Source organism: Spirosoma koreense (assembly GCF_054777875.1).
Window position 1 is genome coordinate 26,415 of the sequence record NZ_BAAHAC010000009.1, and the last position, 12,986, is coordinate 39,400.

A 12,986-nucleotide genomic window follows, 5' to 3' on the forward strand; every position below is an offset into this window, starting at 1 on the left:
TACCAGCTCATAATAACTGACAACTATCCACCGAAGACTGTCAACTGCTATGTATATCGATTTTGACAAACTGTCTGACCAAGCCCGCATCTGGGTGTATCAGGCGAATCGCCCGCTTACGGACGGAGACGTAAACACGATTGAAGCCGCCTTACAACCGGCTCTGAACCAATGGGCTGCTCATGGACAGCCGTTGCTGGCTTCGGCGCAGGTCGTCGAAAACCGGTTTGTAATTATTGGCGTCGATGAAGAATATTCGCTACCCAGCGGCTGCTCCATCGATTCATTCGTGCGAATAATGCAGGATATGGGTCGGCAATTGAGCAGTGGGCCAGTTGATTTTTTTGATCGATCGGCGGTGATCCTATTGCCCGATGGAACCCTAGAGGCAATTGCCCTGACAGGTCTTAAAGCGGCCGTAGCAACTAATGCCCTGACTCCAGAAACCACCGTTTTCAATACACTGGTGAAAACGAAAACTGAGTTTGCCGAAAGCTGGCATATTCGGGCTGCAGACTCCTGGCTGAAGCGTTATTTCAAACCTGTAACGGCTACGGCTAACTAAGAAATTCAGTTTACGGAAACCCGGTAGCAGCCGGTCAATCACTATCTATGGATAAGGATTGACCGGTTTTAACATTGCTGGAGTAAGAAACGTTCACTGACAAATCGTCATATCCAGCTGATTTTGACCCTCATTTAAAACAAAGGAGTGATTTTTGCAGTCAATTCATTAAAAGCTCAGCGAATAGAATATGTCTAATTAACGATTTCGTTGGGCGTTGCCGTTTCCAATCGGCAATTAACTGTTACTTTTATGGCGACTATACAACAGGTTATGTCAGATACGCCAACTCGCGACGACCGGGACCGCATCGGCGGACCGGCCGGATCGGACCCACTAGTACCCGACGGCGATCCTATCGATCAGCCATCGGAAGATACCCCTGCGCGCCGATATACCGACGAGCAGAAATACCAGGTATTCAATAAGGAGTTTATGCCCCATATTGACTCCATGTACAATTTTGCTTTCCGATTGACAATGGACGAAGACGATGCCAACGATCTCGTTCAGGATACATATTTGAAAGCTTTTCGGTTTATTTCCTCATTTGAACAAGGAACTAACGCCAAAGCATGGCTGTTTCGGATACTGAAGAATAGCTTCATCAACGATTATCGGAAAAAAAGTAAGGAACCGGCTAAGGTCGATTATCAGGATGTTGAAACTACCTATAATTCCGAAGATGCCGAATCCGAACATACTGTCGACCTGCGGGCCGAATCAGTTTCTGACTTAATCGGCGATGAAGTCGCAAACGCACTAAATGCATTGCCCGTAGATTTCCGAACGGTTATTATTCTCTGCGACATCGAAGGATTTACGTATGAGGAAATGGCGAAGATTCTGGACATCCCGATCGGTACTGTTCGTTCCCGTTTGCACCGCGCCCGCAACCTGTTAAAAGAAAAGTTACGTGATTATGCCTCTTCGATGGGATACAAAGAAGAAAGTGAAGAATAAACGAACTTTTTCTTAGGCTAAATTGGTTCTGCTTGTAACTTATTGGTATTATTATTCTTGGAATAAATAAAACTTTTCCAATGCAAACGTCGTTGCCGTCCTCATCTTCGCCCGAAGTCAAGACTGACAAGCCTGAGATGAAACATAACTGTAGCCATCGGGCCGATTGCCTGAAGATGATTCAGTTGATTCTGGATGGAGAAGCTACTCAACAACAGCTCGCTAAACTGGAAGCTAATCTTGAATCCTGTAAACCCTGTATTGAGATGTACCATCTCGAAAAGGAAATAAAGGAGTTATTAACAAAACGCATGGAGAAAAGATGCTGCCCCGAACAGTTAGTGGCAACGATCAAATCGCGAATTCTGAGTTTTAGCTAAGTACACTAGCTGACTATTGGGGTAATTAGGGCAGGCTTCCAGAAGCAACCTTAATTACCCCAATTAATTTTTCAATAAATCATTACCCACCGTGGACGGTAAACTTATAATTTTTTCAGCCCCTTCCGGCTCGGGAAAAACGACCATTGTCAAGCACCTGCTGGCCGAGAATGAAAATCTCGGCTTTTCCATTTCAGCCTGTACCCGCGACCGGCGGGGCCGATCGGAAGAAAATGGGAAAGATTATTACTTCCTGACTCCTGAAGATTTTAAGCAGAGAATAGATAACAATGAGTTTGTGGAATGGGAAGAAGTATATACAGGTGCTTTCTACGGTACGCTGAAGTCAGAAATCGAGCGATTATGGGCGAGCGGTAAACACGTTCTGTTCGATGTCGACGTGCAGGGCGGCTTAAAATTGAAAGATTTTTATGGAGATAAAGCACTGGCTGTCTTCGTAAAAGTACCGGATGAAGCTACGCTGCAGCAACGGTTAATTGGACGTGGTTCCGAGACCGAAGAAAGCCTGTCGCGACGGTTATTTAAAGTGCATTTCGAAATGAGTTTTCAGGGTCGTTTTGATGTCATTTTGATGAACGATGACCTGGAAACCTCGCTCCGAAAAGCCCAGAACCTGGTCGATGATTTTATTCAGGAAAACAAAGTACCAGCGAAAGGAACAGTCATTTAGTTAAGGGCAGAGGGCATGGGGTGAAGAATACCTCTTGTCTTGCACCTATGCTCTACACCCTTATGAAAATCGGTTTATTTTTCGGTTCGTTCAATCCTATTCATGTTGGCCATCTCATTATTGCCAATACGATGGCTACGACCACTGATTTAGACCAGGTGTGGTTTGTCGTATCGCCCCAGAATCCTTTTAAAAAAACCAAAAGCCTGCTGCATGAATTCGACCGGCTCGATATGGTCGAACGGGCCATTGCGGATAATAGCCGCCTGAAAGCAACAAACATCGAGTTTTCGATGCCAAAGCCCAGTTATACCATCGATACGCTGGCGCGACTAAGCGAGAAATACCCCCAGCATACCTTCCGACTGATTATGGGCGAAGACAATCTGGAGCAATTTGCCAACTGGAAGAACTACGATAAGATTTTGGAATATTATGGCTTATACGTGTACGAGCGACCACGTACGGTAGAAAGTCCGTTCAAAACGCACGCGAACGTTTTGGTCGTTAATGCTCCATTGCTGGATATTTCCGCTACGTTTATCCGCGAGAGTATCCGTGCTAACCGGTCGATTCGCTATATGGTGCCGGAAGTAGTGGAAGAAATGATCGAACGAAAGAAGTTTTACGTATAAGCAATGCGGCAGAAATGCCTGTCACTCACGGAATCCCATTCTGAAAGGTAACTTCGGTAACCAGCCCAATAGCGCTCATTCGGAGTGCCACGGATCGACTGCTCGATTTTGCACCAGGCTGGTCGCAATGCGACCCTTTTTCCAGAAAATAAACGTAAAACTTTTGATTCCGATCGGCTAACTGATTGACATCGGGCCGGCCCAGCAGTTCACCGATCGTATTGGTCGTTTTTCCTTTAAGGTTTTGAATTTCAGCCTTCAGGTCAGGTATAAGTGCGGACCGGACACCATTACAGCCGCCCCGGTCGGAGCGCCATTTTTTCAAATCGAGCTTACCAAACTGATCGGGGACTGAGCTACAACTGAGCAGGGAGAATACAATTAACGACGTGATTAGAAACTTCATAGTCTGTTGTTTAAACACAGAGCCACGGAGAGCACAGAAAATAATAACTAGACTCTATGTTCTCCATGGGCCTGTGTTTAACGCTTTATTGTTCATTGTATAGCACTTGTAGCAGCGTTTGCCCGACGGCTTTGAGCGTCGTGCGGTCAATGTTACTCATGTCGTCTTCGGCCGTGTGCCAGCCCGGAAAGAAGCTACCCGTGCCAATGTTCGTGTGAATAATATCGATCATTGGAATCTTGGCGATGGTGTTCGGTGCCACGTGGTCATCGGTAATTTGCCCACCAGGGGTATCGACGAAATATTGGCTGTATCCTGCCCGGCTGGCCGTTTGCCAGACATTGTTGACGACGGTTGGCGCAAACTGCATCGATAGTCCTTCTTTAGCAAACGTTGCACCTTTCGCCCCAACCATATCCAGTAAAATACCGTAGTAAGCCGAATAGCCGGGTTTGTGCGGATGTTTAGCCCAGTAGCGGGATCCCAAACAGAAGCCGATATAATCATATTGGTTTCCAGACTCTTTCTCGAAATCGTTACCCGCTTTATCGCCATCGCCCCAGTCTTCGGCATCAAAGAAAACAATGTCGATGCCAACGGTGGGCTTTGTCGAACTCTGCTGAATCGTACGGGCCAGCTCAAGCAGCACCCCAACCCCGCTGGCTCCATCATTGGCCGCCGTAACGGGTTTTGTCTGATCTGCTTTATCCGGATCATGGTCGGCGTGCGGGCGCGAATCCCAGTGCGAAGCGAGCACAATCCGCTTGGTCGCTTTAGGGTTGATACTGCCAATAATGTTACGGGCGTTTAGTTTCTTACCATCCCAGGTGTTGGCTACGAACGTTTGCTCAGTGACTTCGCAACCGAACTGCTTCAGTTTAGCCGCCAGGTAGTTCCCGGTCTGGACATGGGCGGGCGTATTAGGAACCCTCGGACCAAATTTTACCTGCCTGTCAATATAAGCATAAGCCGAGTCGGCATTGAACGCGGGAGCAGAGACCATCGCTGGCTGGTTGGTAGTCTGCGTGTTCTCGCTCTCGTTTTTCTTGGTTTTACAGGCGCTGGTCATGACCAGCAAAAGCGCTATAGAATAGCTGAGAATGGATTTTGTCATTTTAGGTTCATTGATTGTCATTGGTCGTCACTATGTCGTCACTGATATCAATTATGTGTTCCACTCAAGGAACTCTAAAACGATGAATAACCACCAATGACAATTAATGACATTTCTTACTCTTCATACGCCCAGTCGATCTGATGTTTCATGTCCTTGATTGCCAGGCCCTGCGCTTTGAAGTAAGAACGAATCTGGTCTACTTTGTCGTATTGCCGCTGCTCTTTGTACTCACGGTATAACGTCAGCAAGCCTTCCAGCACGGGCTGGTTAGCCGTTCCTTCTTCTTTCAGACCCAGCACATCCTGCATAAACGAAATAAACGATTCCTTGAGCAGGTCAAATACGTCTTCGCCAAGAACCGATGCCTGGAGCTGGTTCAGATACAGCATATTGATGTATTTCAACAGGGTAAATAGCTGAGCAATGCCGACGGCCGTATTCAGATCATCATTCATCGCTTCGTAAAACTGCTGAACCGCCTGCCGAATATCCTGCTGTTTGGCCTCGTCGATAGGGCCTTCTCCGCCCTGATACGTCATTAATTTGATGATCCGAAGCCCGTTGGCCAGTCGTCGGTAGCCTTTCTGAGCGGCCTTGAGCGCATCATTTGAAAAGTCGAGCGTACTGCGGTAGTGTGACTGAAGCATGAAAAATCGAACCGTCATCGGGCTATAAGCCTGGTCCAGAAGTGCATGATTTCCGGAAAATAGCTCGGCGGGCAAAAAAGAATTACCCAGCGATTTCGACATTTTCTGGCCATTTACGGTCAGCATATTCGAGTGCATCCAGTACCGAACCGGATCGATACCCGTCAGACCGTCACCCTGCGCAATTTCGCATTCGTGGTGCGGAAATTTCAGGTCCATACCACCGCCATGGATATCGAATTGTTTACCTAAATATTTGGTACTCATGCAGGTGCATTCCAGATGCCAACCCGGAAAGCCTTCGCCCCAGGGCGAATTCCAGCGCATCAGGTGCTCGGGAGCAGCCCGTTTCCAGATGGCGAAATCGAGCGGACTCCGCTTCTCCGACTGGCCGTCTAGTTCGCGGGTTTCGTTGAGCAGATCATCCAGAATTCGGCCCGACAGTTTACCATAATTGCCGCCCCGCTGATTGTAGGTTTCAATGTCGAAATAAACCGAACCGTTTGATTCATACGCCAGCCCATTTGCCAGCAATACCTGAACCGCTTCGATCTGCTCAACCATATGCCCGGTTGCCGTGGGTTCGATACTAGGTGATATGGCGTTAAACTGCGCCATGACATTGTGAAAATCGTTCGTAAAACGTTGAACGATCTCCATAGGCTCAACCTTTTCCAGCTTGGCCATCCGCCCGATTTTATCCTCACCCTCGTCGCCATCGCCAACCAAATGACCTACGTCGGTAAGATTACGCACATAGCGTACTTTGTAACCGATAAAGGTTAAGTATCGGTATAGTGTATCGAAGGTAAGAAAGGTACGAACGTTACCCAGGTGTACGTAGTTATACACGGTCGGCCCGCAGACGTACATGCCTACATATGGTGCGTTGATCGGTTCAAACAGTTCTTTCTTACGAGAAAGGGTATTGTATAAGTGAAGCGGTTGCATTGGTTGCAGTACTATTTCTGAAGATTGACAAAGGAAATACGCGGTAAGTCTGACGCAGTAAGGTCAGTGGTTTAGCAACAACAGTGTGTCTGTAAGCGATAAACGTCCTTCGTCGGCATGATCGAAACGATACGGTTTGGTAGGGCGAAGTTACGGATTGTTCGTCGGAAAACGGTAGGCTGCACAAAGCTGCCCCGTCACTTTTGGCTATATTCGCGTTTTGTTTTACGAATTGACCCGTACAGGTTCTGTAATGCAGCTAGTTGAAGTAGGCAACAACGCCACCTATCAAAAAGACTTTATCCAGTTTCCGGTTCGCCTTTACCGCACCGACTCCTGCTGGATTCGCCCGTTGGACGTCGATGTCGAAGAAGTGTTCGATCCGGCCCGCAACAAGCGATTCGAGCATGGCGAATGCATCCGGTACCTTCTGCAAACCGATACCCGTGAGACCATCGGTCGAATCGCGGCTTTTGTCGATTACGAAATTGCTAACCTCGATAATGACCAACCTACTGGTGGAGTCGGCTTTTTTGAGTGCATCGACGACCAGCAGGCGGCTTTCACCCTGTTCGACGCGGCTAAAGTCTGGCTCCAGGACCGGGGTATGGAAGCCATGGATGGGCCCATCAACTTTGGTGACCGCGACCGCTGGTGGGGCCTGTTGGTAGACGGCTTCGAGCGGGAACCGAACTATTGTATGCCCTATACCAAGCCGTATTACATCCCGTTTTTTGAGAACTACGGCTTTAAAGATTATTTCAGGCAGTTTACGTTCGGTATCCCGACGACCTGGTCGAAGCTGGTGGACATGTCGCAGGCGGTAAAAGACCGGGCGCAACGGATTTACAATAATCCAGACTATACTTTTCGGACTATCGACAAAAAGCATCTTCCGGCTGCAGCAGAGCAGTTCAGGCATATTTACAATGCGGCCTGGGGCGGCCATAGCGGGGTGAAAGAAATGTCGGCCGGGCAGGCGCAGCTGCTGATGAAGAAGTTGAAGCCGGTAATCGACGAAAAAATCATCTATTTTGCTTATTATCTGGGTGAACCGGTCGCTTTTTTTGTCTGCCTACCCGAACTGAACCAGGTGTTTAAGCACGTCAACGGCAAGCTCGATCTGGTTGGTAAGCTGAAATTTTTGTGGCACATGCTCCTAAAAACCAACCACAAAGCGTTCGGTGTCGTGTTTGGCGTAGCACCTGAGCATCAGGGAAAAGGAGTCGAAGCGGCTATTGCGTTGCGAATGCCGCACGAGGCCGACCACAACCCCGATTTTCAATACACCGAACTGGAGATGAACTGGGTCGGCGATTTCAACCCGATTATGGTGCGCTTTGTAAGCCAGCTAGGGTCGAAGATCGTCAAGACTCACATTACATACCGAAAATTATTCGATGAAACGAAACCATTCAAACGATGCCCGGTGATCGGGCGAAAAAAATAAGTTTTTCAGTTTACTGCCGGCTGCCAGGTGGTAAGCACAAACGGGAAACTGCTGATTGAAACCTGTAAACGTATAAAAATGAGCTTATTAACCGTTGGTTCCGTAGCCTTCGACGCGCTGGAAACCCCATTCGGCAAGACCGATAAAATTATTGGTGGTGCTGCTACCTACATTACCCTTTCGGCATCGTACTTCACCAAAGAAAATAACCTGGTTGCCGTAGTGGGCGATGATTTTCCGCAAACTATGATCGATGACCTGACCCAGCACGGCATCGATACCGAAGGGCTGCAGATTCGGCAAGGGGAGAAGACGTTTTTCTGGTCGGGAAAGTACCACAACGACATGAACACGCGCGATACGCTGATCACGGAACTGAACGTGATGGAAAACTTCGATCCGATCGTTCCTGATTCGTACCAGAATTGCCAGTACCTGATGCTGGGGAATACAGCACCGGCTATTCAGCAAATGGTCATCGAGCGATTGCATAACCGGCCGAAGCTGATCGTACTGGACACGATGAACCTCTGGATCGAAATTGCCAATGCCGACCTGATGGGCCTGCTTAAGCGGGTCGACGTGTTGGTGCTGAACGACGAGGAAGCCCGGATGCTGACCCATGAGTATTCGCTCGTAAAAGCGGCTGCCAGGATTCAATCGATGGGGCCCCAGACGGTCATTATCAAAAAAGGTGAACATGGTGCGCTGATGTTCAGCGAAGGGCGGATTTTCTTTGCCCCTGCCCTACCACTCGAAGTGGTTTTCGATCCGACTGGTGCGGGCGATACGTTTGCAGGTGGGTTCATTGGTTACCTCGCGAAAACAGACGATACTTCGTTCGAAAATATGAAACGAGCCATTATTTATGGCTCAGCGATGGCGTCGTTCTGCGTCGAGAAATTCGGTGCCGAGCGGATTATGAATCTGACACAAGAGGAAATCAAGACCCGGGTAAATGAGTTTGTAACGTTATCGGCATTCGGATTGGAATAACGTCGTTTTGGTCCTAAAATCGCCGGGAAGGTCGCCGGGAGTGCAACAAAAAGCATTTTCAGCGACGTTGCGGTTGAAACAAATTATAACCACAAGCAGGTCAGTGCGGCTCCATCGACACGTGGAGCCGTTTTTGCTGTATTTGGCTGATCGCTGAGAATAATGGTCGTGCCGTCGGAGCCCAAATCCCAAAGGTTGCCCCGTAGAAAAACGTTCAGGCCTCTGGTAATACCGGCTTCGGGCGTAGCACGACCCGCCATGGCATGGGTCAGCCACGCTTGCCCTTCCGTCATTTTGCCAACGTCGGCACGGGCATCGGCAGGCGTTTCGGTACCGCTATAGCCTTTCCAGTTTGCGCTCCAAGCCCGATTGCCGGCCGAGAACGAAGGCACTGCCAACAGCGTGGCGCCTTTCTTTTTCAGGGTTTTATAGACCGGCGAATTCCAGGAGTCGGCGCATACCAACACGCCTAATCTACCGATCGGCGTGTCGAAAACCGGTACCTTAGCTGGGTCTGTGGGGCAGACGAAGGGGAGCTCGTCCGAAATTGGAAACACTTTCCTGACTAACTGAGGATCGAGCTTACCGTCTGGGTGAAAAATGGCCGAAATATTATAAAGTGGCCCTGCCTGCGGAATCAGCTTTCCTTGTTTGACAGACGGATTGGGTAAGAGAATAGAGCCGGCCACGATCGTTACCCCGAACTGAGCGGCCAGCAGGTCGAACGTAAGCTGGTATTCATACGCCATTTGCTGAGCCTTCATGGCGAAAACAGCGTATTTCGTTTTATCGGCAACGCTATCCGGAACCGTCCGGTACGATCGCCAGAACCTGATTGGGTTGCTTACGACCATTCCTGTTAGCCCTTCCTGAAGCGTTTTAGCCTTATAGATACGATCCGCTTCGTGCATAGTAACCAGCCAGGTACCGAGGTACTCCGGTAAAATCACGATAGTCTTTCCCTGAACGATTAATCCGCTGTCTTTGGCCGTTTGCAGATAAGCCTGTATTTTTTGGCGAAATGTCAGCCCATTTCGGTAATCGGCCGGCTCCATCCAGGGCTGAATACCCAGTAAATTACCGCGTTCTGACCGATGTCCGATCTGTTCGATATGCTGAATCGTCTGGCTGGCTTCCGAAGATTTAATTGGAATAGTCGTATCACCGCCGAGCCAACTGATCCAGGCCAGGTAAGCCATCCAGCTCAGGATGATTACCAGGGTGAGAATACGATAATATTTTTCGACGTACCTCATCATATGAGCGACAAAATAGCATTATTTTCGGTGCATACTGTGATACCCTATGGCGGACTTCATGAATCAAATAGTTTTCATCACCGGAGCTGGATCTGGGATCGGCCGGGCAACAGCGCTGGCTTTTGCGAAAGCGGGTGCTACCGTTGTTGTAGCTGAGATCAACGAAACCGCCGGTCAGAAAATCGTTCACCAACTTCACGAGCAGGGTAGCAAAAGCTTATTTATTCCGTGCGATGTGGGGATTCCTAACCAAATTTTTGCGGCTGTTCAGACGACGGTCGATACCTACGGTCACTTAGACATTGGCATTAACAATGCCGGCATCGGCGGAAAATATGCCCGGCTGACCGAACAGACCCAGGCCGATTTCGACCAGATAATGGCTATCAATGTGGGGGGGGTATTTTATGGCATGCAGGCCCAGATTCAGCAGATGCTTACCCAGAAAACCGGTGGGAAAATTGTAAACGTATCGAGTATTGCCGGCGTGCGCGGTATGCCCATGGGCGCTCCGTATAGTGCTTCCAAACATGCAGTCATCGGCCTGACCCGAACAGCTGCACTCGAATACGTCCGTCGGCACATCCGCATCAACGCGGTATGCCCGGTTTATACACACTCGGCCATGGTAGACGAACTGGTGCGGGAAGTACCTGACATGGAAGAGAAAATGCGTCGGCGGATTCCTATTGGCCGCTTAGGCGAGCCCGAAGAGATTGCGCAGGCCATTCTGTGGCTTTGCTCCGACGAAAATGCGTTTATTACGGGGCAGGCTCTTCAGTTGGATGGCGGAATGACGGCGGGATAAAGACTCAGCCATTCTTCTTCTTTGGCGCGCATTTTAGCTTCTTCTTCCGCCGTCTTGTCGCCGTACCCGCAAAGATGAAGCAACCCATGGGCCAGCACCCGCTGCATTTCCTGATCGACCGGAATACCCAACTGAGCGGCATTGTCGGCTACCCGCTCGACACTGATGAAAATATCGCCGGCAAGTTTACCAGCTTCCTCACTTTGGTCGAAGGTGATGATATCGGTATAATAATCATGCTCCAGATAATCCCGGTTGACTTGCAGCACATAGTCGTCGGAACATAAGATGTAATTCAACTCGCCCACAGCATACCCTTCTCGTTGGGCCTGTTGTTTGAGCCACTGACGGATTACCTGTTTCTGGGCAAGTTTATACGGAACGTCTTCGTTGAAAAATCGAATCATAGCAATTTCTTTATGTCGGTCCATACGCATCGGTAACAATCCGAAAAACTACCGTCCGGATTTTCCAGCGCCACCTGTTCCTGGTTTATAGCCCCTAGTTGTTCATAGAATTTACGGGCACCGATATTTTGTTCCAGAACCCATAGATAGAATCCGGCAGCATATTTTTGGCGGTATGCCCAGCGAGCTGCTGCCCGAAGTAGTGCGCTGCCGATGCCCTGGCTTTTCCAGTCGCTATGAACGTGCAGATTATCGAGGAGGGTTCCCCAAACCGGATCGTTATCCGCGTAAGCACAGGCAAACCCGACGAGTTTACCTGCCGATGCCGCCACGATAACGTACTGATTGCTCGCGGGCTGTGTCAGGCGGGTTTGCCAGACCATTCGTCGGTTTTCGAGCACAGGCCCATCCAGAAATGCATCCCTGAGAGCGCCCCGGTAATTTTGTTGCCAACTGAGGCTGTGCAACTGAGCGATTGACTCGGCATCTTCGGCGGTGGCTTCCCGGTACGTAATCATAGCCTGAACAGAATTCATCTGGACAAATCTAAACGCCTAAAATGGTGTTACCAAGTCATCACGTTTTCCAGACCGATCCATGAAAGCAATTTTACTGTCCGGAACCCATCAACCCGTTCGACTCATCGACGCTCCGCTGCCCGTTGTTGGGCCGGGGGAAGTTCTTGTAAACATTCAGGCCGCAGCCCTGAATCACCGCGATGTGTTCATTCAACAGGGATTGTATCCCGGTATTCGGCTGCCGGTAATTCTGGGCTCCGATGGGGCTGGTGTTGTCGAGCAGGTAGGTGCGGGCGTCGATCCGGTCTGGATCGGCCAGGCTGTTTTGATTAACCCAGCCTTACACTGGGGGAATAACCCGGCTTTTTATGGCGCTGATTTTCAGATACTTGGAATGCCTGACAATGGTACGTTTGCCGAGTATGTAGTCATCGACGCTAACTACATTCATCCTAAACCTGATCATCTTTCGTTCGAACAAGCCGCGGCCCTCCCATTGACGGGCCTGACAGCCTGGCGGGCGCTGATGACGCGCGCTGGTTTACGTACGGGCGAAAGCCAACCGCCCGAAAAAGTATTGATCACGGGAATTGGGGGAGGAGCGGCTTTGATTGCGCTGCAAGTTGCCGTAGCCGCCGGGGCCGAGGTTTGGGTAACCTCGGGATCCGACGAAAAGCTGAAAAAGGCAGGAGCGCTGGGTGCCGCCGGTGGAGTGGATTACCGGCGGGCTGACTGGCATAAAACGCTTTTAATTCAGACGGGAGCGGACTCGGTAAAGGGCGGGTATTTCAACATCATCATCGATAGCGCGGGCGGGCCGGATTTTGCGAAGTTAATCGACCTGGCTGCTGCCGGAGCTCGTGTTGTTGTGTTCGGAGGGACGACCGGTAAGATTACCGATGTGGTGCCAGCCAAACTATTTTTCAAACAGCTATCTATTTTCGGTTCGACGATGGGTACGCAACAGGAGTTTGCCGATATGATTGCTTTTGTCACGACCAAACGAATTGTACCCGTAATCGATGCTGTGTTTCCATTGGCTGAAACACAGCAGGCGATGGATAAACTTGACGATGGTAAGCAGTTTGGCAAAATTGTTATAGATGTAAGTTACTGATAATGCGCTATATTAAATAGTTCGTTCAGTTAGTTAACCGACAATGGGTTCATTTAATTGGCCGTGTTCTCAAATG

General features: G+C 49.4%; 14 protein-coding genes. 8 read left to right on the plus strand and 6 right to left on the minus strand.

Annotated elements, in window-relative coordinates:
- The first annotated feature begins 49 nt into the window (after window positions 1-49).
- The 4 genes from ACYVC2_RS11055 (at window position 50) to nadD (ending at window position 3,234) form a co-directional block, all read left to right on the plus strand.
- The gene (locus ACYVC2_RS11055) at window positions 50-565 is read left to right on the plus strand and encodes a hypothetical protein (RefSeq protein WP_461102483.1); all 516 of its coding nucleotides are present in this window, start codon (window positions 50-52) and stop codon (window positions 563-565) included.
- Window positions 566-838: 273 nt separating this feature from the next.
- Entirely contained in the window at window positions 839-1,528 is a 690-nt protein-coding gene (locus tag ACYVC2_RS11060; RefSeq protein WP_461102576.1) for a sigma-70 family RNA polymerase sigma factor, read from the plus strand.
- 471 nt (window positions 1,529-1,999) lie between these two features.
- A complete protein-coding gene (gene gmk / locus ACYVC2_RS11065; RefSeq protein ID WP_461102484.1) occupies window positions 2,000-2,599 on the plus strand; it encodes a guanylate kinase in 600 nt (199 codons plus the stop codon).
- A gap of 62 nt (window positions 2,600-2,661) precedes the next feature.
- A complete protein-coding gene (nadD, locus tag ACYVC2_RS11070; protein WP_461102485.1) occupies window positions 2,662-3,234 on the plus strand; it encodes a nicotinate (nicotinamide) nucleotide adenylyltransferase in 573 nt (190 codons plus the stop codon).
- Window positions 3,235-3,259: 25 nt separating this feature from the next.
- Here the strand turns inward: nadD and ACYVC2_RS11075 are convergent, their stop codons facing one another.
- From ACYVC2_RS11075 to cysS, 3 genes are all read right to left on the minus strand, one after another.
- The gene (locus ACYVC2_RS11075; protein ID WP_461102486.1) at window positions 3,260-3,640 is read right to left on the minus strand and encodes a hypothetical protein; all 381 of its coding nucleotides are present in this window, start codon (window positions 3,638-3,640) and stop codon (window positions 3,260-3,262) included.
- Between the two features lie 85 nt (window positions 3,641-3,725).
- Complete coding sequence (locus ACYVC2_RS11080; protein WP_461102487.1) at window positions 3,726-4,754, minus strand: M28 family peptidase; 1,029 nt, start codon at window positions 4,752-4,754, stop codon at window positions 3,726-3,728.
- Between the two features lie 116 nt (window positions 4,755-4,870).
- On the minus strand, window positions 4,871-6,355 hold the full coding sequence (gene cysS, locus ACYVC2_RS11085) for a cysteine--tRNA ligase (protein WP_461102488.1): 1,485 nt from the start codon (window positions 6,353-6,355) through the stop codon (window positions 4,871-4,873).
- A 253-nt stretch (window positions 6,356-6,608) separates the two neighbouring features.
- Here cysS and ACYVC2_RS11090 point away from each other — a divergent pair, with 253 nt between their 5' ends.
- Both ACYVC2_RS11090 and ACYVC2_RS11095 read left to right on the plus strand, forming a co-directional pair.
- Window positions 6,609-7,805: a hypothetical protein gene (locus ACYVC2_RS11090; protein ID WP_461102489.1), complete on the plus strand. Its 1,197-nt coding sequence runs from the start codon at window positions 6,609-6,611 to the stop codon at window positions 7,803-7,805.
- A 78-nt stretch (window positions 7,806-7,883) separates the two neighbouring features.
- On the plus strand, window positions 7,884-8,801 hold the full coding sequence (locus ACYVC2_RS11095) for a PfkB family carbohydrate kinase (RefSeq protein WP_461102490.1): 918 nt from the start codon (window positions 7,884-7,886) through the stop codon (window positions 8,799-8,801).
- Window positions 8,802-8,884: 83 nt separating this feature from the next.
- On the opposite strand, the gene ACYVC2_RS11100 is transcribed toward ACYVC2_RS11095, so the two are convergent.
- A complete protein-coding gene (locus tag ACYVC2_RS11100; RefSeq protein ID WP_461102491.1) occupies window positions 8,885-10,060 on the minus strand; it encodes a nitrilase-related carbon-nitrogen hydrolase in 1,176 nt (391 codons plus the stop codon).
- Window positions 10,061-10,106: 46 nt separating this feature from the next.
- On the opposite strand from ACYVC2_RS11100, the gene ACYVC2_RS11105 reads away from it, so the two are divergent.
- Complete coding sequence (locus ACYVC2_RS11105) at window positions 10,107-10,868, plus strand: SDR family NAD(P)-dependent oxidoreductase (RefSeq protein ID WP_461102492.1); 762 nt, start codon at window positions 10,107-10,109, stop codon at window positions 10,866-10,868.
- On the opposite strand, the gene ybeY is transcribed toward ACYVC2_RS11105, so the two are convergent.
- Both ybeY and ACYVC2_RS11115 read right to left on the minus strand, forming a co-directional pair.
- Window positions 10,838-11,275 carry an rRNA maturation RNase YbeY gene (gene ybeY, locus ACYVC2_RS11110; protein WP_461102493.1) on the minus strand — a complete coding sequence of 146 codons (438 nt, stop codon included), beginning with the start codon at window positions 11,273-11,275 and terminating at the stop codon, window positions 10,838-10,840. The two genes, ACYVC2_RS11105 and ybeY, sit on opposite strands and share 31 nt — an antisense overlap.
- The gene (locus tag ACYVC2_RS11115) at window positions 11,272-11,811 is read right to left on the minus strand and encodes a GNAT family N-acetyltransferase (protein WP_461102494.1); all 540 of its coding nucleotides are present in this window, start codon (window positions 11,809-11,811) and stop codon (window positions 11,272-11,274) included. Before ACYVC2_RS11115 ends, ybeY begins: the two co-directional genes overlap by 4 nt.
- A gap of 61 nt (window positions 11,812-11,872) precedes the next feature.
- On the opposite strand from ACYVC2_RS11115, the gene ACYVC2_RS11120 reads away from it, so the two are divergent.
- Window positions 11,873-12,910: a zinc-binding dehydrogenase gene (locus tag ACYVC2_RS11120; RefSeq protein ID WP_461102495.1), complete on the plus strand. Its 1,038-nt coding sequence runs from the start codon at window positions 11,873-11,875 to the stop codon at window positions 12,908-12,910.
- Window positions 12,911-12,986: the final 76 nt, after the last annotated feature.